The 17,297-nt window shown below is 61.9% G+C and carries 17 protein-coding genes and 1 tRNA gene; 9 read left to right on the forward strand and 9 right to left on the reverse strand.

Features of this window, described 5'->3' with window-relative positions; translation table 11 throughout:
- The first annotated feature begins 12 nt into the window (after positions 1 to 12).
- The 5 genes from NKI10_RS24605 (at position 13) to NKI10_RS24625 (ending at position 5,936) form a co-directional block, all read left to right on the forward strand.
- Positions 13 to 990 (forward strand): quinone oxidoreductase family protein, encoded by a 978-nt coding sequence (locus NKI10_RS24605; RefSeq protein WP_352862166.1) that lies wholly within the window; start codon positions 13 to 15, stop codon positions 988 to 990.
- Positions 991 to 1,199: 209 nt separating this feature from the next.
- Complete coding sequence (locus tag NKI10_RS24610; protein ID WP_352862194.1) at positions 1,200 to 2,777, forward strand: ABC transporter ATP-binding protein; 1,578 nt, start codon at positions 1,200 to 1,202, stop codon at positions 2,775 to 2,777.
- On the forward strand, positions 2,774 to 3,898 hold the full coding sequence (locus NKI10_RS24615) for an ABC transporter permease (RefSeq protein ID WP_352862167.1): 1,125 nt from the start codon (positions 2,774 to 2,776) through the stop codon (positions 3,896 to 3,898). Before NKI10_RS24610 ends, NKI10_RS24615 begins: the two co-directional genes overlap by 4 nt.
- A complete protein-coding gene (locus NKI10_RS24620; RefSeq protein ID WP_352519925.1) occupies positions 3,898 to 4,818 on the forward strand; it encodes an ABC transporter permease in 921 nt (306 codons plus the stop codon). Before NKI10_RS24615 ends, NKI10_RS24620 begins: the two co-directional genes overlap by 1 nt.
- 50 nt (positions 4,819 to 4,868) lie before the next feature.
- Positions 4,869 to 5,936: a BMP family ABC transporter substrate-binding protein gene (locus NKI10_RS24625; RefSeq protein WP_023668961.1), complete on the forward strand. Its 1,068-nt coding sequence runs from the start codon at positions 4,869 to 4,871 to the stop codon at positions 5,934 to 5,936.
- 139 nt (positions 5,937 to 6,075) lie between these two features.
- Here the strand turns inward: NKI10_RS24625 and rimO are convergent, their stop codons facing one another.
- The 6 genes from rimO to NKI10_RS24655 all read right to left on the reverse strand — a co-directional run bounded on the left by rimO (position 6,076) and on the right by NKI10_RS24655 (position 11,560).
- Positions 6,076 to 7,389, reverse strand: coding sequence for a 30S ribosomal protein S12 methylthiotransferase RimO (gene rimO / locus NKI10_RS24630; protein ID WP_023691314.1), 1,314 nt, complete (start codon positions 7,387 to 7,389; stop codon positions 6,076 to 6,078).
- Between the two features lie 141 nt (positions 7,390 to 7,530).
- Entirely contained in the window at positions 7,531 to 8,190 is a 660-nt protein-coding gene (locus tag NKI10_RS24635) for a TerC family protein (RefSeq protein WP_023668959.1), read from the reverse strand.
- A 262-nt stretch (positions 8,191 to 8,452) separates the two neighbouring features.
- On the reverse strand, positions 8,453 to 8,860 hold the full coding sequence (locus tag NKI10_RS24640; protein ID WP_032904882.1) for a DUF930 domain-containing protein: 408 nt from the start codon (positions 8,858 to 8,860) through the stop codon (positions 8,453 to 8,455).
- Between the two features lie 119 nt (positions 8,861 to 8,979).
- Positions 8,980 to 9,906, reverse strand: coding sequence for a glycosyltransferase family 2 protein (locus NKI10_RS24645; RefSeq protein ID WP_352862168.1), 927 nt, complete (start codon positions 9,904 to 9,906; stop codon positions 8,980 to 8,982).
- Positions 9,907 to 11,127 carry an FAD-dependent oxidoreductase gene (locus NKI10_RS24650; RefSeq protein WP_352862169.1) on the reverse strand — a complete coding sequence of 407 codons (1,221 nt, stop codon included), beginning with the start codon at positions 11,125 to 11,127 and terminating at the stop codon, positions 9,907 to 9,909.
- 43 nt (positions 11,128 to 11,170) lie between these two features.
- The gene (locus NKI10_RS24655) at positions 11,171 to 11,560 is read right to left on the reverse strand and encodes a sugar 3,4-ketoisomerase (protein WP_352862170.1); all 390 of its coding nucleotides are present in this window, start codon (positions 11,558 to 11,560) and stop codon (positions 11,171 to 11,173) included.
- Between the two features lie 431 nt (positions 11,561 to 11,991).
- Here NKI10_RS24655 and NKI10_RS24660 point away from each other — a divergent pair, with 431 nt between their 5' ends.
- Entirely contained in the window at positions 11,992 to 12,717 is a 726-nt protein-coding gene (locus NKI10_RS24660; protein WP_023706818.1) for a hypothetical protein, read from the forward strand.
- Positions 12,718 to 13,064: 347 nt separating this feature from the next.
- Here NKI10_RS24660 and NKI10_RS24665 read toward each other — a convergent pair whose 3' ends face one another.
- Positions 13,065 to 13,256 (reverse strand): DUF3606 domain-containing protein, encoded by a 192-nt coding sequence (locus NKI10_RS24665; protein WP_023668952.1) that lies wholly within the window; start codon positions 13,254 to 13,256, stop codon positions 13,065 to 13,067.
- A gap of 186 nt (positions 13,257 to 13,442) precedes the next feature.
- Between NKI10_RS24665 and NKI10_RS24670 the strand changes: the two genes are divergently transcribed.
- On the forward strand, positions 13,443 to 13,604 hold the full coding sequence (locus NKI10_RS24670; protein WP_023691300.1) for a hypothetical protein: 162 nt from the start codon (positions 13,443 to 13,445) through the stop codon (positions 13,602 to 13,604).
- A 136-nt stretch (positions 13,605 to 13,740) separates the two neighbouring features.
- Here NKI10_RS24670 and NKI10_RS24675 read toward each other — a convergent pair.
- Together NKI10_RS24675 and NKI10_RS24680 are read right to left on the reverse strand one after the other, a co-directional pair.
- Positions 13,741 to 13,830 (reverse strand) — tRNA-Ser (locus tag NKI10_RS24675).
- Positions 13,831 to 14,042: 212 nt separating this feature from the next.
- Positions 14,043 to 14,522 carry an MgtC/SapB family protein gene (locus NKI10_RS24680; RefSeq protein ID WP_352862195.1) on the reverse strand — a complete coding sequence of 160 codons (480 nt, stop codon included), beginning with the start codon at positions 14,520 to 14,522 and terminating at the stop codon, positions 14,043 to 14,045.
- Positions 14,523 to 14,817: 295 nt separating this feature from the next.
- On the opposite strand from NKI10_RS24680, the gene NKI10_RS24685 reads away from it, so the two are divergent.
- Complete coding sequence (locus NKI10_RS24685) at positions 14,818 to 16,023, forward strand: septal ring lytic transglycosylase RlpA family protein (protein WP_352862171.1); 1,206 nt, start codon at positions 14,818 to 14,820, stop codon at positions 16,021 to 16,023.
- A gap of 102 nt (positions 16,024 to 16,125) precedes the next feature.
- A complete protein-coding gene (locus NKI10_RS24690; protein WP_352862172.1) occupies positions 16,126 to 17,292 on the forward strand; it encodes a D-alanyl-D-alanine carboxypeptidase family protein in 1,167 nt (388 codons plus the stop codon).
- Positions 17,293 to 17,297 lie beyond the last annotated feature (5 nt).

Here is a 17,297-nt window from a genome sequence, read left to right on the forward strand (position 1 = left end):
GGAAAGCCCACAATGTCCAAAGCAGTCCGTATCCACGCCCATGGCGGTCCGGAAGTCCTGACCTATGAAGACGCCGATCCGGGACAACCCGGCGCCGGGCAGATCCTGGTCAGGCACACCGCGATCGGCCTCAATTTCATCGATGTCTATCACCGCATCGGCCTCTATCCGCCGCCCGGCGGCTTCCCGCTGATCCCCGGCGGCGAGGCGGCAGGTGTGGTTCTCGAGGTCGGCGCAGGCATCGACTGGCTGAAGCCGGGCGACCGCATCGCCTATGCCGTCAACGTCGGCGCCTATGCCGAACAGCGCGTCGTCGCCGCCGACCGCGTCGTCAAGGTGCCGGACCGCATCAGCGACGAACAGGCCGCCGGCATGATGCTTAAAGGCATGACGGCGGAGTATCTGTTGCGCCGGACCTTCAAGGTGAAGGCAGGCGACACCATCCTGTTCCATGCCGCCGCCGGCGGCGTCGGGCTGATCCTGGGACAATGGGCAAAACATCTCGGCGCCACCGTGATCGGCACGGCAAGCTCAACCGACAAGATCGAGCTCGCCAAGGCGCATGGCTTCGGCCATGTCATCAACTACAAGGAGCAGGATTTCGTCGCCGGGGTCGCCGCCATCACCGGCGGCAAGAAATGTGACGTCGTCTACGATTCGGTCGGCAACGACACATTCCCGGCCTCGCTCGACTGTCTGAAGCCGCTCGGCATGTTCGTCTCTTTCGGTCAGTCCTCTGGACCGATCCCGCCATTTTCGATGTCGCTGCTGGCGCAGAAGGGCTCGCTGTTCGCTACCAGGCCGACTTTGTTCGTCTACAACGCCAAGCGTGAAGACCTCGAAGTCTCCGCCGCGGCATTGTTCGACGTGGCGTTGAGCGGTGCGGTCGAGATCAAGATCAACCAGCGTTATGCGCTGAAGGACGCGGGCAAGGCGCAAGCCGATCTCGAAGGGCGCAAGACCACTGGCACGACCATACTGATCCCCTGATCTGCCTTGCTTTCAGCGTTTTGCCGCGACGCCAGGCACTGTTTGCACGAAAAACCGGGCGATCGGTCTGTTGTGCGAAGCAGGTCGGTCTTTACCCCTTGAGTTTCCGCTGAAATTCTTGAAGCTCTTTCAAGGTGGGTGCTGCTTTCGCACGAGAGCGGCCAGCGCATACCATGCTGGCGGGAACACAGAACATGTCCGGGAACCGGATGGGAGGCACTGTGAGTGCAGATCATGATGGAGCGAACCTGCTTGAGGTTCGTGGCCTGACCAAGATATTCGGCACGCTGACGGCGTGCGATCATATCGACCTCAACATCGCCAAGGGCGAGATCCACGCGCTGCTTGGCGAAAACGGCGCCGGCAAGTCGACGCTGGTCAAGATGCTGTTCGGCTCGCTGGAGCCCAATTCCGGCGAGATATTCTGGAACGGGGAAGCGGTGCGGATCACCAGTCCGGGCATGGCGAAGAAGCTCGGCATCGGCATGGTGTTTCAGCACTTTTCGCTGTTCGAGGCGCTGACCGCGGCCGAGAATATCGCTCTGTCTCTGGATGACGGCTCACCGATCAGCTCGATCGCGGCCAAGGCGAGGGCGCTTTCCTTCAGCTATGGCCTGCCGCTCGATCCGGACTCGCTGGTCGGCGATCTCTCGGTCGGCGAACGCCAGCGCATCGAGATCATCCGCTGCCTGTTGCAGACGCCGCAGCTCATCATCCTCGACGAGCCGACCTCGGTGCTGACGCCGCAGGAAGCCGACAAGCTGTTCGAGACGCTGGAGCGCCTGCGCTCCGAGGGCAAATCCATCCTCTACATTTCGCACCGGCTGGAAGAGGTCAAACGCATTTGCGACCGCGCCACCGTGCTGCGTCACGGCAAGGTCGTCGGCCATTGCAACCCGCGCGAGGAAACGGCTTCGTCGCTGGCCCGCATGATGGTCGGCAGCGAGGTGAAGGCCGTGGTGCGTGCGCCGGCCGAAGGCATCGAGACCGCGCAGCCATTGCTCGAAATCCGCGCCCTCAGCCGCAAGCCGGCAACCCCGTTTTCGATCCCGCTGAAGAATATCAACCTCACTGTGCGCGCCGGCGAGGTGATCGGCATTGCCGGTGTTGCCGGCAACGGCCAGGGCGAGTTCTTCGAATCCGTCTCCGGCGAGGTGCTGCAGCAGGACGCCGCATCCGTGCGCATCCGCGGCAAGGATGCCGGCTCGCTCTCGATCACAGGCCGGCGGCTGATGGGCGCTGCCTTCGTGCCGGAAGAACGCCTCGGCCATGGCGCGGCGCCACGCATGAAGCTTTCGGAAAACCTGCTTCTGTCGCGGCACGCCACCGACGGCAAGGTTTTTGTCGGCGCCGGCGGCGCCGTCAAAAGCGGTGCGGTCTATGCCGCCGCCCAGCGCATCATCGTGGCGATGGATGTGCGCAAGAGCGCGCCCGATCCGGAAGCTGCGGCCCTTTCGGGCGGCAATCTGCAGAAATTCATCGTCGGTCGCGAACTCGACCGCAGCCCTGCCGTCATGGTCGTCAACCAACCTACCTGGGGCGTCGACGCCGGCGCCGCCGCTCATATCCGCCAGGCGCTGATCGAACTGGCGCGCAGTGGCTCGGCGGTTCTGGTCATCAGCCAGGACCTCGATGAGCTGTTCGAGATTTCGGACGCGATCGCGGTCATGCACAACGGCGAATTGTCGAAGCCGCTGCCGATCGCCGAGGCAACTTTCGAAAAGATCGGCCTGTTGATGGGCGGCGCCGAGCCCGGCCACGCCGAACATGTTCTGGAGACGGCATGATGCGCCTCGAACTCGTCAAACGCCCGCAGCGCTCTATGCTCTTTTCGGCGCTGTCGCCTTTCATCGCCTTCGCCCTAACGATCATCGCCGGCGCGGTTCTGTTCGCGCTGCTCGGCGTCAACCCGCTGAGCGCATTCGAGATCTATTTCATCGAGCCGATCAGCCAGGTCTGGCAGCTGCATGAGCTGGCGATCAAGGCCGCGCCGTTGATCCTGATCGCGGTCGGCCTGTCGGTCTGTTACAAGGCCAACATCTGGAACATCGGCGCTGAGGGACAGTTCATCCTCGGCGGCATTTTCGGCTCGGCCATTCCGGTGCTGTTTCCCGGGTTCGAAGGCCCACTGGTGCTGCCGCTGATGCTGTTGTTCGGTATGGTCGGCGGTGCCGCCTATGCAGCAATCCCGGCTCTCTTGAAGACGCGCTTCGGCACCAACGAAATCCTGACCAGCCTGATGCTGGTCTATGTCGCCCAGCTTTTCCTCGACTGGTTGGTGCGCGGCCCCTGGCGCGATCCACAGGGCCACGGTTTCCCGCAGACGATCCAGTTCAATGACTCGGCGGTCCTGCCGGAACTGATGCCGGATGCCGGCCGTGCCAATTGGGGTTTTGTCTTCGCGCTTGTTGCAGCCGTGCTGATCTGGGTGCTAATGAGCCGCCTGCTCAAGGGTTTTGAGGTCCGCGTGCTCGGCTCCAGCCCGAGGGCAGGGCGCTTCGCCGGCTTCGGCCTCAACCGCATGGTGTTCTTCGCCTTCCTGCTGTCAGGCGCGCTGGCGGGGCTTGCCGGCATTTCGGAAGTCTCCGGCGCCATCTGCCAGCTGCAACCGGTGATCTCGCCCGGCTACGGCTTCACAGCGATCATTGTCGCGTTCCTCGGCCGGCTCAATCCGCTCGGCATCGTCGCCGCCGGCCTGGTGCTGGCGCTGACCTATCTCGGCGGCGAGGCGGTGCAAAGCGCGCTCGGCATCTCCGACAAGGTGGCGCGTGTGTTCCAGGGCATGCTTTTGTTCTTCGTGCTCGGTTGCGACACGCTCATCCATTACCGCATTCGCCTGGTCGGCATGGCGCTGACGAAAAGCGCGGCGAAGCTTGAAGCCGCGCCGAAGTTGAAGGAAGCCCGCTGATGGACATCGCCATCAACATCCTTTTGACCATCGCGACCGCGGCGACGCCGCTGCTGATCGCGGCAATCGGCGAACTGGTGGTCGAGCGCTCCGGCGTGCTCAACCTCGGCGTCGAAGGCATGATGATCATGGGCGCCGTCGGCGGCTTCGGAGCCGGCTATCTCACGGGATCGCCCTGGATCGGCCTGTTGGCGGCAATCGCCATGGGCGCGGTGTTCTCGCTGCTGTTTGCGGTGATGACGCTGTCGCTCGCCACCAACCAGGTGGCGACCGGCCTGTCGTTGACGCTGCTTGGCCTCGGCCTTTCCGGCATGATGGGGACCAGCTTCGTCGGCCAGCCCGGCGAGCGGCTGCCAAACCTCTACGTTCCGGTGCTCACCGACATTCCCGTGGTCGGCAGGCTGTTGTTCGGCCAGGACCCGATCTTCTACATCTCGATCGCGCTGACGGCGGCCGTCATGTGGTTCCTGTTCAAGACCCGCACCGGCCTCACTCTGCGCTCGATCGGAGACAGCCACACATCGGCGCATGCGCTCGGCATCAAGGTCATCCGCTACCGCTATCTCGCGGTCATCTTCGGCGGCGCCTGCGCCGGCCTTGCCGGCGGCCATCTGTCGCTGGTCTACACGCCGCAATGGGTGGAGAACATGAGCGCGGGCCGCGGCTGGATCGCGCTGGCGCTGGTCGTCTTCGCCTCCTGGCGGCCGTGGCGCGTGCTCGCCGGCGCCTACATCTTCGGCGCGGTGTGGATCGGCCAGCTTCATGCACAGGCATTTGGCATTCCGGTGCCTTCGCAGCTGCTTTCTTCTCTGCCCTATCTGGCAACCGTCGTGGTTCTCGTTCTAATCTCGCGCAACAAGCGTCTGACGATGATGAACACGCCGGCTTCCTTGGGGCAGCCATTCGTTCCGGATCGTTGACAACAAAAACAAACGGGAAGCTCCAAGGCTAAACTCAGAGAGGTAACACAATGAAAAAACTGTTTATCGCGTTGATGACCACGACCGCCGCCATGTCACTGGCGGCGTCGGCGCAGGCCGCCGACAAGTTGAAGGCATGCTGGGTCTACACCGGCCCGATCGGCGATTTCGGCTATTCCTACCAGCACGACCAAGGCCGCCTCGAGGTGGAGAAGGCGCTCGGCGACAAGGTCGAAACCGCCTATCTCGAGAACGTCTCGGAAGGTCCCGATGCCGATCGCGCTTTCGAGCGTCTGGCGCGCGAAGGCTGCAAGATCATCTTCGGCACCTCTTTCGGCTTCATGGACCCGGAAGTGAAGGTCGCCAAGAAGTTCCCCAAAGTGATGTTCGAGCACGCCACCGGCTACAAGACCGCTGACAATCTCGGCATCTACAATGCGCGCTTCTATGAAGGCCGCTACGTGCTCGGCCAGATCGCCGCCAAGGAATCGAAGGCAGGGGTCGCCGGCTATATCGTTTCTTTCCCGATCCCCGAAGTGGTGATGGGCATCAACTCCTTCATGCTCGGCGCGCAGTCGGTCAACCCGAACTTCAAGGCCAAGATCGTCTGGGTGAACTCCTGGTTCGATCCGGGCAAGGAAGCCGACGCGGCCAAGGCGCTGTTCGACCAGGGCGCCGACATCATCGTCCAGCACACCGATTCCACTGCGGCACTGCAGGTGGCGGAAGAGCGCAAGCTGCACGGCTTCGGCCAGTCCTCCGACATGATCAAGTTCGCGCCGAACGCGCAGCTGACCTCGCTGACAGACGAATGGGGGCCGTATTACATCAGCCGCGTTCAGGCGGCGCTCGACGGCACCTGGAAGCCTGACAATGTCTGGCTCGGCATCAAGGACGGCGCCGTCAAGCTGGCGCCCTTCACCAACATGCCGGACGATGTGAAGGCGATGGCCGAGGCAACCGCCAAGAAAATCGCAGATGGCTGGAACCCCTTCACAGGACCGGTCGCCAAGCAGGACGGCACGCCGTGGCTCAAGGACGGCGAAGTAGCCGACGACGGCACGCTGCTCGGCATGAACTTCTATGTGAAGGGCGTCGACGACAAGTTGCCGCAGTAAGTATCGGAAACGCAAAAGAGAAGGGGCGCCGCCCGGCGCCCTTTTTCACTTCGCGGGCTGCACGCTTCGACTGCGAAACCGCGCCGAGGGCTGTGCCAAAAATCCGAGGGCGCCGGGAGGCGCCCTTTTTGGTAATTTTCTAAACCGCCGAGCCGTAAAGGTCGTAGGCGTCGGCGCGGTCGATCTTGACCGTGACGATGTCGCCTTGGCGCAGCGGCCGGCGCGACTGGATATGCACCGAACCGTCGATCTCGGGCGCGTCGTATTTTGTCCGGCCCTTGGCAGACGTGCCATGCGCCTCGTCGATCAGCACCGGCAGGCGCTTGCCGACCTTCTTGGCCAGCTGCGTCGCCGAGATCTTCTGCTGGCGCTGCATGAAGCGATGCCAGCGCGCTTCCTTGATCTCCTGCGGCACCTGTTCGAGGCCGAGATCGTTGGAGCGGGCGCCGCGGACCGGCTCGTATTTAAAGCAGCCGGCGCGATCGATCCTGGCCTCGTCCAGCCAGTCGAGCAGCATCTCGAAATCCTCGTCGGTCTCGCCGGGGAAACCGACGATGAATGTCGAGCGTATCGCCAGATCCGGGCACACCTCGCGCCAGCCGCGAATGCGCTCCAGCGTCTTTTCGCCATGGGCTGGACGGCGCATGTTCTTCAGCACCTGCGGCGAGGCGTGCTGGAAGGGGATGTCCAGATAGGGAAGGATTTTTCCATCCGCCATCAGCGGGATGACATCGGCGACATGCGGGTAGGGGTAGACATAGTGCATGCGTACCCAGATGCCGAGCTTGCCCAGCTCCTCCGACAGGTCGAGGAATTTCGCCCGCACTTCGCGGTCGCCGAACATCGACGTCTGGTACTTGATGTCGATGCCGTAGGCGCTGGTGTCCTGCGAGATGACCAGCAATTCCTTGACCCCGGCCTTGGCCAGCTTCTCGGCCTCGCGCAGCACATCGGCCGCCGGGCGCGAGACGAGGTCGCCGCGCAGTGCGGGAATGATGCAGAAGGTGCAGCGGTTGTTGCAGCCTTCGGAAATCTTGAGATAGGCGTAGTGGCGCGGCGTCAGCTTGACGCCTTGCGGCGGCAGAAGGTCGATATAGGGATCGTGGCTGGGCGGCGCCGCCTCATGCACCGCGGCCATCACGCTCTCATAGGCCTGCGGGCCGGTGATGGCGAGGACGTTGGGGTGCTTCTCTCGGATGACGTCCGGCTCGGCGCCGAGGCAGCCGGTGACGATCACCCGGCCGTTTTCCGAAAGCGCCGAACCAATGGCGTTGAGCGATTCGTCGCGGGCTGAGTCGAGAAAGCCGCAGGTGTTGACGACGACAAGGTCGGCGCCGTCATGCTTGCGTGCGATCTCATAGCCTTCGGCGCGCAGGCGCGTGATGATGCGCTCGGAATCCACAAGCGCCTTCGGGCATCCAAGGCTGACGAAACTGACGCGAGGCGCAGACATGAGAAAACATCCGGGGTTTTTCGGGATCGGCGGCCAGTACCACACTTATTGCGGCATTGGTATGGGCAGCGGCTGCGGCGAACGCGACCACTGCCTCCGGCAGATACCCATGCTGCTACAGAAGCTGTGGGACCGGCAGCGTCAGCTCACCACAGGACTGACATGCGGCCAGACCTCGACAACGCCGCGATAGACCATATCGATCGCGACGTAGAGAATGATCAGCAAGCCGACATAGGCGATCCAGCGGTGGCGATGCAGCAGCTTGGCAATGAAGCTCGCGGCCAAGCCCATCAAGGCGATCGACAGCACCAGGCCTATGACAAGCACGGGAAAATGATCGCGCGCCGCACCGGCGACCGCCAGCACATTGTCCAGCGACATCGAAACATCGGCGACGACGATCTGCAGGGCCGCCTGGCCGAGCGTCTTGCGCGGCGCCTTGCCACCCACCGTTCTGTCGCTGTTGAGGTCGGAATCGGAGAGCGCCTCGGTCGCCTCGAACTCGTCGGCATGCGACGTCCGCAGCTCGCGCCACATCTTCCAGCACACCCACAACAAAAGGATGCCGCCGGCCAGCAGCAGGCCGACAATGGCAAGAAGCTTGACGGTGACGGCGGCAAACAGGATGCGCAGCACAGTCGCCGCCAACACGCCGATCAGGATGGCTTTCTTGCGCTGCTCGACCGGCAGACCGGCGGCGGCAAGGCCGATGACGATGGCATTGTCGCCGGCAAGCACCAGATCGATGGCGATGACCTGGAGGAGGGCCGTCATGCTTGCTGCGCTGAAAATGTCCATCGACCGGAGCCCCTTGCTGTATCGGCGTGTTCGTCGTCGGATATGCCGACGCCCTAACGTGTATGGTTCCCGCGCGTCAAGAGCCTGCCGGCGCAATTCCAGGAAAAGTGCGTAGCGGTTTTCCGTCCGGAATTATGCAAAAACAAAGAGTTAGAGTGGGTCAGCTGCTCCATAAAAAGCTGAACCGCTCTAACGGCCGACGCTGAAAGCCACGGGAATAGGGAAGGTCGTTCTGCCAGAGAGAATTCTGGTCGCAGCGAATTCAGTCGTAGAGATTGTACTTCGCCCAGTCGGCTTCTGGAATCTCGTCGCCGATGCGGTAACGGAACTGCAGAACCTCCATATGGTCCGGCGCCGTCTCGCATTTGAACTTCAGCCGGTACCACTGTCCCTTGCTGCGGAAGGCAGCACCCGGGCTGCGGATGACATCGGCTTTCATTTCCGGCGTCGCGAAGGCGTAGGCGACGACGCGGTCTGCCTTGTACTTGTGGTCGTCATGGCTGATGCGGTCGAGCACTTCGGCGTCGCATCTCTGCTCCAGCCGGGTCTCCGGGTCGAGTTTCAGCAGGCCGGCGCGCAGGGCGGCGTCCATCGCGTGGGCGGGCCAGGCCAGCGTCACCGAGGCCAGCGCCGCAAGGAATAGTTTTTTCATGGGCGGGAGAACGACCATAACTCGCGTGAAAAATCAACCGGAGTGCCATTTTGGGGCAGCCGGATATGCGCGGAAATCGTCGTTGGCCGGGCAGGGTGTCTTGACGCAGCCGCTTTGACACGTCGCCGGCGCCATTCTTAATTGTCCGGGCTGCCATGCACCGATTGCCTGTTTCCCCGTCTTTCCGCTTCTCGCGAGCGCGGCAGCCACCGCCACGGCCGCAAGGCGATATAGGCAGCGAGGAAGGTTCTCTGTGCAAGGCCGGCCTCGCTGTGCCAGACCTCCCTTATCCCCGCCGCCCTCAATGCCCTTCGTTGGGTGCTGTTGCGTTCCCAGCGCCGGCTGATGCTGCCCGCCCGATAGTATTTGTGGCAGAGCACTTGCGGCACGCGGACAAAGCCGCCGAGCAGCGACAGATGCAGAAGCCAGGTCCAGTCGGCGCTGAATTCGCCTTGGGTGTTGGGCTTGATCCCGCCGCTACGGTGGAACGCCCAGGCCCTGAATATCCCACGATTGGGAACCCACCATCCATGCGGCTGGCGCGCCATCACCCGGCCACGCGCAAAACCGTCCTGCAAGCCCTCCAGCAGGTCGAACTTCCACGTGGCACTTTCGCCTCTGACTTCGATCACTTCGACATCGCTGAACGACAGTACGGCCTCGGGATTGGCATCGAGCGCCCGCACCAGCGCCTCGATATAGGTTGGATCGATGACGTCGTCATGGAAGGCAAAGAACATCAATTCGCCGCTGGCATTGGCCATCAGATCGTTGGAATTCTTCAGCCATCCCAGGTTTTTGTCCCGGCGCAGGATACGGACATCGTCGCGGCCGCTGGCGAAGGCTGAAACGATCTCGAATGTCGCGTCGGTCGAATTGTCCTCGCCGACCAGGATCTCGATATTGTCCCAGGTCTGCGCGGCGAGGCTGTCCAGCGTACGCGAAATGAATGCCGCCGAATTGTAGCATGGCACCAGCGCCGTGACCTTCGGCCGCCAGCCGGATCGAAGCTGGACTTGTTTCTGCGCTACCTGCTTCGCGCCGCCCTGTTCCGTCTCACCCATTCACTCGATCCCGCAGATTTGCCGCGCCAGCCTGTCGGCAAGCCACGGCGCCGTCGAATATTTACCTGTGTCGACCGAGATGTAGTTGCCCAGGCGGTTGACCCCGAATTGGTCGCGGCGATGGATCGTGGCTTTCGGGTCGCTGAGCGAACCACGCCCTTGCGCAAACACGAAGCCGCCGCGTACCTCAAGCTCCTCGGCATCGTCGAACATGCTGGAAACACTGGGCACCAACCGGGCGAGCGTGGCGCGAACGTCGCCGATGAACCGCTGTCGTGCGTCGGCATCGAGCGCTTGCGGCGTTTCGATCGACAATTCGCCACTCTCCGCAAGCAACCCGCTCGGGTACCAGGAGAGATAGAAGTTGCGCCCGTCATAGTTTTTTATGTCGCCGAACGGGCCAAGGGCGACGACCGCGCACGGCACATCGACAGGCTGGCTGGTGCGGCCGAACAGGCAAAGCCGGTAGCGGTGCGACCATCCGGGAACCGGCTCGATGCCGGCCGTGCGGTCGACAGCCAGCCGCCCCTCCCATAGGCAATTGACGACGATGTCGAACGCCTCGCTTTTCTCGCCTGCGACCGCCACGCGCCATTTCCCGTCAATTGCATCCACCGGCTGTGCCGACAGGACTTTGGCCGCCATTCGCAAGCTGATGTTGGGTTCACTCCGAAGCACGGCGCAAAGCCGGTCGGCAACCCATCGCGTGTTGACGGATCGCTCCGGCACCTGGAAGCCGCCGACGATCTGGTCCGAGTTGGTGACATCGGCCAATTCATTTTTGGAAAGCCGATTCGATCGCGCCGCCGATACGTCGGCAAGGTAGCTGGTGGCGTCAGCGTGGCTGCGCACCAATACATCCACACTTTCAAAGATCGCCCCCAGCGCCTCGACAGCGACGATCGAGTTGCGATGGACCAGATAAAGATCTTCCGAAAAGGTCGTGTGCGCTTCCAGATTGCTTCCGATCAACTCGGAAACAAGCCTGCCGAAACGCAGTCCTCCCGAAAGCAGATGCCGGGCGGTCAGCAACGAGGGATCGTTCCCGTAGAGATAGCCGAGATGAATCTTGCCCTCGTTCCAACGGCTGGCGCAGGCCATCGGCTCGCTCTCCTTGTCGAAGAGGGACACCGCGTAGCCTCTGCGGGCCATCATGAGAGCGAGGCTGGCGCCCATGATGCCGGCGCCGAGAATAGCCATTCTGCCGCGAGGCGCTGTCATGTCCTGGCGCGCATCGCGGCCTCTCCTTTCGCGATGAGTGTCATCAGGGGTTCGATACGTAGTTTTCAGGGTCGTATTCGGTATCGCAGAAAACCAGCAAAGCCGGGTTCTCGCCTTCATAGGTCTGCAGCGCCCACACCGCGGCATCGACCAGCACCGCGCGGTTCGATGCGGTGAGCGTCAGCCGTTCGACCTGTTCCTGGTAGCGAAATTCGATGCCGATCTCGCCCGACAGCTGCATCATCAATTGCCGGCCCGAGCCGTGTGCATGTCCGCCCCGCGACGTGCCGCGCGGCGCGGTGACGATGAACGCCCGCACGGCTTGGAAATTGTAACCGCTGAACTCGATAGCGGTCAGCATTCCCCTGGGATCGCTATGTAACGAAGTGGGGATCTCGGTGACCTTGCCGCCAAAGAACGTTCGATGCTGCATAACGTAAGCCCGCCAGATGCCGGTCGAAATTTTACCTCAGACTAGCGCTTATATCAAAAGACAGGGAATACAACCACTTAGGCGGTGTTTGGGAACACTGCAGCGGATCGATGTCGAGCTCGGCCTCAGGCCGATAGGTGCCGACTACCGAAGGTCGCCGCGCCGTCACGACTTCTGAGTCGCGGCCGAAACCACGGCTTAAGACCTTGGTCTGAGCGGTCTAGGACCTTTGAGTTCGGAAGGCCGGCCGGTTCCAAGGAGGGTGATCTACTTCAGCAATTTCAAAGAGTTATGCTGGTTGGCGTTTCGCCGGCCGGCCGCTTCGTTCTCGCAATGAAAACACATCTATATCTAAGTTTACCCTTTGTGTTAGCGATTCCTCATGTTGCCCGCTATAGCGGTTAGTGGCGGTGGCAATCTCGGAGGTAGTTATGACATCCCGAAAGACCCTTTTTGCTGCATTTGCGGTGTTCTCGCTTCTGGTGTCGCCGGCCCTGGCTGCTGCTGGTGGCAACGGCCATGGTAACGGCCATGGCAATGGTAACGGCAATGGCAATAGCGGAGGAAACGGTAATGCTGGCGGCAATGGCGGAGGCGGCGGTTCGGTCGGCAAGTCGGCATCCGCCAAGGGCCAGGCCCCTAAGGGCCAGGTCGCCAAGGCCGCTACCCCTTCTGTGTCCAAGGAAAAGAATATCCATGCCAAGCTCGGCCGGTTGAACTCGCTGCAGCGCAACGCCAACGCCTTTATGCACTCCAAGAGCAAGAACTTCGCTGGCGTGCAGGCTTTTGTGACACAGTCGGCAATAGCCAAGAACGCTCAATCGGCGCTCGATGCTGCTAATCAGGCGGTTACCGACGCCAAAGCGGCGCTCGACGCGCTGAATGCGAAAGCGGCTGACCCGAATACCCTGCCCGAAGATGTCCCGACGCAGGCCGACCTCGATGCAGCACAGGCAGCGCTCGATGACGCCACCCAGGATGCGGCCGCTGCTCAGACCGCCGCCACAGCTGCCGCTGCCAACGTCCCATCGATCGATGCAGCCCTTGCCCAAATGGCCAACAAGCCCGTTGACCCTGAGGTGACAGATTGGGCCAATAGCGTACTTGCCGACAAGATCGACCAAGTAGCCGCCAAGCTGGCGCCGGCCGCGCCTTAAGGCCCTATGCGGCGGCAGCGATCCAATCGACGATAAGCCGTCGGGTCCGCCCGGCGGCTGCACCTTTCTCGCCTATCTGCAGCGTTGGTCCCAATGCAGGTCCGAGATTCTGGTCATGGCTATTTTGCGAAATCTCCAGCCGGGCCGCCGTCCTCAAGGCTGAATTCATGCGTGCTTCGCGCATCTTCATCGACCACACGAAACCAATGCTCCTGAAGCGCTCTAGGCGACACCCTTTGGCCCGTGACCTTCTCTACCGCAGATAACGGATCATCGGCGCTCGTGGCCTGAGTTGAGACACACTCCTCTCCATGCCACTCTTCCACCTGGTACTCTGGCATGCCGGCCTACCTACCGCTCCCCAGAGCCTTCGCTTCCCGCTCCAGCGTCTCGCGTCGGTTGCCGTGCTTCGCGATCAATTCCTTGACCTGCTGCGGGGTGATGCCGGCCTTGGTGGCGAAATACTCGACTTCATAATCCTCATCGGCAGAGACGCGGTCCCGATCGCGGAAGTCCGTCTTCGTTTTGTCGTCGGCCATTTGCTTTGCTCCTGGTTGAATGATCAACCGCAACGTGCAGCCGCAGCCTTTTGTTGCAGCGGAGCCCGGATTTCCGAAACGGTCACATGGGAAAACGGCCCTCAGTCGCAGGAGGTGCTGGTGTTGCTGTAACTTTGAACGGAACGGTTCTTCTCCTTGACGGTTGTGACGTGAAGGAGATGCCTCATGTTTGAAAGTGTGATGTGGTTGATCGTCGTTGCTGGTGGGCCACTGTTGCTGGCCCTATTGATGGCATACGTTCTTATGACCCGACGCCACCGTGGTCCTGCAGAACGCATGGAAAGCGACCGCGCGACCAAACGGCTCTATCGCCAGGACGAACGTTGATCCTGAGGCTGGCGCAACGTTTGCGCTCACGCCTCGCGGTGGCAGGCTTCTTCGTTTTAGGAAGTTAGGAATAACTTAGGAAAGATTTGGCCCTCTTTGAAAATAGAGAGGCAATTCAGCACGGTAGCCAAATATCTGGCGGAGGGAGTGGGATTCGAACCCACGGTGGGCTTGCACCCACGCCGGTTTTCAAGACCGGTGCCTTAAACCGCTCGGCCATCCCTCCGTCGTGATTTTTCAATCATTCAGGAACATCAACCGACCCAGTGAACGACAGTTGGTATCAAATGATACCTATGCTTCCGGACCAGCTTGCGGTTCATTTCTCTAGAGCGTTGCCCAGCGCCAAGTCAACCATCGGCGCTGCCATGGATAACAGGGGGTGGCGTTCGGTGCCCGAACGGAGCTGCGAGCCCGTTTTGTTCGAGCGCAAGGGCTCTAATTGCGATCCTTGCTGCCGACCTGCACCAGTTGCAGAAGGCCCAGCACGACAAGTGCGAGCACAGTTGCCAAAGCCGCGATCTGCCAGAACCCGAGCCCAACCGCCAGGCCTATGGCGCCTGCCAGCCACATGCCCGCCCCAGTGGTAAGCCCTTGAACCTCGCCCTTGGAGAAGAAGATCAAGCCCGCGGCCAGAAATGCCACGCCGGCAGTCGTGGCTTCGATCAAGCGGATAGGATCAATGGCGATTTCCTGACCATCGAAGACGTGAAGGTGAGTAATCTCGATCGTGAGGATGGCAATTAGAGCCGTCGCAACACAGACGAGGATGTGTGTCCTCAATCCGGCCGGCCGGTTGCGCCATTCGCGTTCGATCCCAACGATGGAGCCAAGGACGGCCGCGAGTAAAAGCCTGGCTGAAATTACGGAAAAGGGCAGCCACGTCTGTTGCCCGAAACGTTCAAAGAATTCATCCATGAGGCGCAGAACGTATCTCGGGTCGGTCGGTTCCAGGCAGCCGCGCTTCATGCCACAGGTTCACTTCCAGACTCCAAAGGACAGAGGTCCCGGATGCCTCCTCACAGGCGCCCGGCCAGCCCGGGACCTGGCCGCCACATTCCTGCCCGGTTCCGGACACAATCGATTAATACGCTGATAAACAATTCCTGCGCACAAGGGATGGGGATTGGCGCGTCGCAGGCATTGCTCATCTGGCTCCGCCGAAATTCTAGAAGCGGCGCCTGTGTCGAGACGGTAGGGGACATCGGAAAACATGCAGACCACGACGCATCGGCGTCTTCGTCGCGCTCCTGCTTTGGTGTTGTGCGCTCTTTCGGCTGCGTTGCTGGCCGCGTGCGCGTCGCCGCAGTCCGAGCCGAAAGCCATGGTCTACAAGAAGCCTCGCTCGAAGGAATATTTTGCCGAGACCGAATACGGTGTGAAGGCCAGCCCGCGCGTTCAGTACATGCGGCGCGGCGGCGGCCGCGACCAGTTGGGCAAGCCCTATCAGGTGCGCGGCAAGTGGTATTACCCCAAGGAAGACAAGCGCTACGCCAAGGTCGGTCTCGCCTCCTGGTATGGCGATGCCTTCCACGGTCGTCTCACAGCCAATGGCGAAGTCTACGACATGACCCATCTGACGGCGGCGCATCCGACCATGCCGCTGCCGAGCTATGCCCGTGTCACCAACACCGAGACCGGAAGCTCGGTCATCGTGCGCGTCAACGACCGCGGCCCCTATCACGAGGGACGCATCATCGATGTCTCGGAACGCGCCGCGCAAATGCTCGACTATGCCAAGGTCGGCACGGCCAGGGTCAAGGTGGAATATATTGGCCGCGCACCGCTCGACGGCGACGACGACCAATATCTGGTCGCCTCCTACCGCCCGGGCAACCGCCCGGACCCGTCCGATGGCTTGCCGACCGGCGTCATGGTGGCGATGAACGGACCTTCGCCGAGCCTATCTGTTGGCGCACCACCTGCCGCAGTGCCGTTTCCTGGTCAGTTGACGAATTCCGACACACAGCCAGTGATGTCGATGCAGGCACCGGCCTCAAGCGATGTGACGCTGCCTGAATTCGGGCCGATCGTGCCTCAGCGCCCGGAATCGTCCTTTGCCGTGGCTTCGCTCTCCTATGCGGATGAGCGCGTACAGCGCGCCGACGTCTTTGCAGCGCTTGACGACCAGGGCATGTCGCCAGCCGACATCCTGCAATCGTGGAAGAAATCCAACCCGCAGGCATCGCCTGCCGTTTCCGACTATGTCGCCGCCGGATCCTTCGACGATGCTGCCGAGGCAAAGCGGGTGGCTGCGGCTCTCGAACCGTTCGGCAGGACCGAAATCCAGAGCACCGAACTCGACGGCAATGACTGGTACGCGGTCAATCTCTATCCGGATGGCCATGGCAATGTCGACGACCTCTTGCGCGCGGCATGGTCGCATGGCGCGCCGGACGCGCTGGCTGTGCGCAACTGACCAACAAAGGCACGCCGGTTTTGTCATTGCGCGGTTGATCCGCCGGGAAGAAGCCTGATAGCGTTGCGGCAAGTTTCTGCCGGCTAACAGTCGAGCCTCTTCATGCGATTTCGCCTTTTCCACCCTTTTGCCGGGCTTTTTGGCCTTGGCTTCTTGCTTGCCGCGTTGGTTCCGGCCAACGCGCAGCTTTTTGAGACCAAGGCCACGCAGGCTTTCATGATCGATGCCGAAACCGGCACGGTGCTGTTTTCCAAGGATGCCGACCAACCGATCCCGCCGGCCTCGATGGCCAAGCTGATGACGATGGAGATGGTCTTCAACGCCATCAAGTCGAAGCGCATGAGCCTCGACGACACCTTCGTGGTTTCGGAAAATGCCTGGCGCAAGGGCGGTGCGCCTTCGGGAACGTCGACCATGTTTGCCAAGCTCAAATCGGCGATCCGGGTCGAGGATCTGATCCAGGGGGTCACCATACAGGCCGCCAATGACGGCTGCATGGTGCTGGCCGAAGGCATGGCCGGCTCCGAACAGAATTTCGCAGTGCAGATGAACGATCGCGCGCGCCAGATCGGGCTGGCGAAATCGACATTCGTCAATTCCACCGGCCTGCCGGCCGACGGCCAGCAGACGACGGTGCGCGAATTGGCGCAGCTTGGCCTGCATATATGGCGCGAATATCCGGATCTCTATCTCTATTACGGCCGGCCCGATTTCACCTGGAACAAGATCTCGCAAAAGAACCGCAACCCGTTGCTGGCCATGGGCATCGGCGCCGACGGAATGGCGGTCGGGTCAAGCGAGGCGGGCGGTTTCGGCATCGTCGGCTCGGTCAGCCATGAGGGGACCAGGGTGTTCGCGGCGATGAGCGGATTGGCCAATGACCGCGAGCGCGCCGAGGAAGCGCGCAAGCTGCTCGAATGGGGCGTCCGCTCCTTCGAGAAGACCGAGATTTTCGCCAGCAACGAAGTGGTCGGCGAGGCCCAGGTGTTCGGCGGCGCCAAATCCAGCGTAGCGCTGAAGGCAAAGGCGCCGATCGACGTCCTGCTGCCGATCGCCAACCGCGACAAGCTGACCGCCAGGATCGTCTATCAGGGGCCGGTATCGGCCCCGGTGGAGGAGGGGCAACCCGTCGGCGCGCTGCGCGTCTGGATCGGCGACACGCTGAGCCAGGAAACCCCGCTTTTCGCCGCCGAATCGGTCGGCGTCGGCACACTGCCGCAACGCGCGTTTGATGCCGCCAGGGAACTGGCCGTAGGCTGGCTGCGTTGAGTTCC

The organism is Mesorhizobium sp. M0802 (assembly GCF_040320115.1).
Classification (GTDB): Bacteria; Pseudomonadota; Alphaproteobacteria; order Rhizobiales; family Rhizobiaceae; genus Mesorhizobium.

Coding starts and splice junctions, on each gene's coding strand:
- NKI10_RS24605 (WP_352862166.1), top strand. CDS start 13: ATGTCCAAAGCAGTCCGTATCCACGCCCATGGCGGTCCGGAAGTCCTG.
- NKI10_RS24610 (WP_352862194.1), top strand. CDS start 1,200: ATGGGAGGCACTGTGAGTGCAGATCATGATGGAGCGAACCTGCTTGAG.
- NKI10_RS24615 (WP_352862167.1), top strand. CDS start 2,774: ATGATGCGCCTCGAACTCGTCAAACGCCCGCAGCGCTCTATGCTCTTT.
- NKI10_RS24620 (WP_352519925.1), top strand. CDS start 3,898: ATGGACATCGCCATCAACATCCTTTTGACCATCGCGACCGCGGCGACG.
- NKI10_RS24625 (WP_023668961.1), top strand. CDS start 4,869: ATGAAAAAACTGTTTATCGCGTTGATGACCACGACCGCCGCCATGTCA.
- rimO (WP_023691314.1), bottom strand. CDS start 7,389: ATGTCTGCGCCTCGCGTCAGTTTCGTCAGCCTTGGATGCCCGAAGGCG.
- NKI10_RS24635 (WP_023668959.1), bottom strand. CDS start 8,190: ATGGACATTTTCAGCGCAGCAAGCATGACGGCCCTCCTCCAGGTCATC.
- NKI10_RS24640 (WP_032904882.1), bottom strand. CDS start 8,860: ATGGTCGTTCTCCCGCCCATGAAAAAACTATTCCTTGCGGCGCTGGCC.
- NKI10_RS24645 (WP_352862168.1), bottom strand. CDS start 9,906: ATGGGTGAGACGGAACAGGGCGGCGCGAAGCAGGTAGCGCAGAAACAA.
- NKI10_RS24650 (WP_352862169.1), bottom strand. CDS start 11,127: ATGACAGCGCCTCGCGGCAGAATGGCTATTCTCGGCGCCGGCATCATG.
- NKI10_RS24655 (WP_352862170.1), bottom strand. CDS start 11,560: ATGCAGCATCGAACGTTCTTTGGCGGCAAGGTCACCGAGATCCCCACT.
- NKI10_RS24660 (WP_023706818.1), top strand. CDS start 11,992: ATGACATCCCGAAAGACCCTTTTTGCTGCATTTGCGGTGTTCTCGCTT.
- NKI10_RS24665 (WP_023668952.1), bottom strand. CDS start 13,256: ATGGCCGACGACAAAACGAAGACGGACTTCCGCGATCGGGACCGCGTC.
- NKI10_RS24670 (WP_023691300.1), top strand. CDS start 13,443: ATGTTTGAAAGTGTGATGTGGTTGATCGTCGTTGCTGGTGGGCCACTG.
- NKI10_RS24680 (WP_352862195.1), bottom strand. CDS start 14,522: ATGGATGAATTCTTTGAACGTTTCGGGCAACAGACGTGGCTGCCCTTT.
- NKI10_RS24685 (WP_352862171.1), top strand. CDS start 14,818: ATGCAGACCACGACGCATCGGCGTCTTCGTCGCGCTCCTGCTTTGGTG.
- NKI10_RS24690 (WP_352862172.1), top strand. CDS start 16,126: ATGCGATTTCGCCTTTTCCACCCTTTTGCCGGGCTTTTTGGCCTTGGC.